The organism is Yersinia sp. 2542 StPb PI (genome assembly GCF_048593855.1).
GTDB lineage: Bacteria > Pseudomonadota > Gammaproteobacteria > Enterobacterales > Enterobacteriaceae > Yersinia > Yersinia enterocolitica_E.
In genome coordinates this window covers 1-248 of record NZ_JAZGQA010000569.1, presented here as the reverse complement: position 1 = coordinate 248, position 248 = coordinate 1, and the positions used below count along the sequence as shown (strand labels likewise).

The window sequence follows — 248 nt, the reverse complement described above, 5'->3', positions numbered from 1 at the left end:
AGTTCAACATGGCGTATTGTGCCGGGCACCACGTGTAACGCCAGTGTGCCGCTGTTCAAATCCTGCTGCGGGGCCAGAACACGAGTGGTGACATAGCCGTGGTCGATCAGGCGGTTTTGCAATTGGCCCATCAGCAGATTAATGCCCTGTCCGCCTAAACACTGGCCTTGTGCCTGATTGGCGATGCGTTGCAGTGGCAACCAGCGGGGTAAAGGCTCTGCGCCACTGATTTTTATACGATCAATGGC

The 248-nt window shown here is 55.6% G+C and carries 1 protein-coding gene; it reads right to left on the bottom strand.

The features are described from left to right. Positions 1-248, bottom strand: a 248-nt coding sequence (locus V1952_RS22770; RefSeq protein ID WP_420075661.1) for a POTRA domain-containing protein, incomplete at both ends; no start/stop codon positions are given.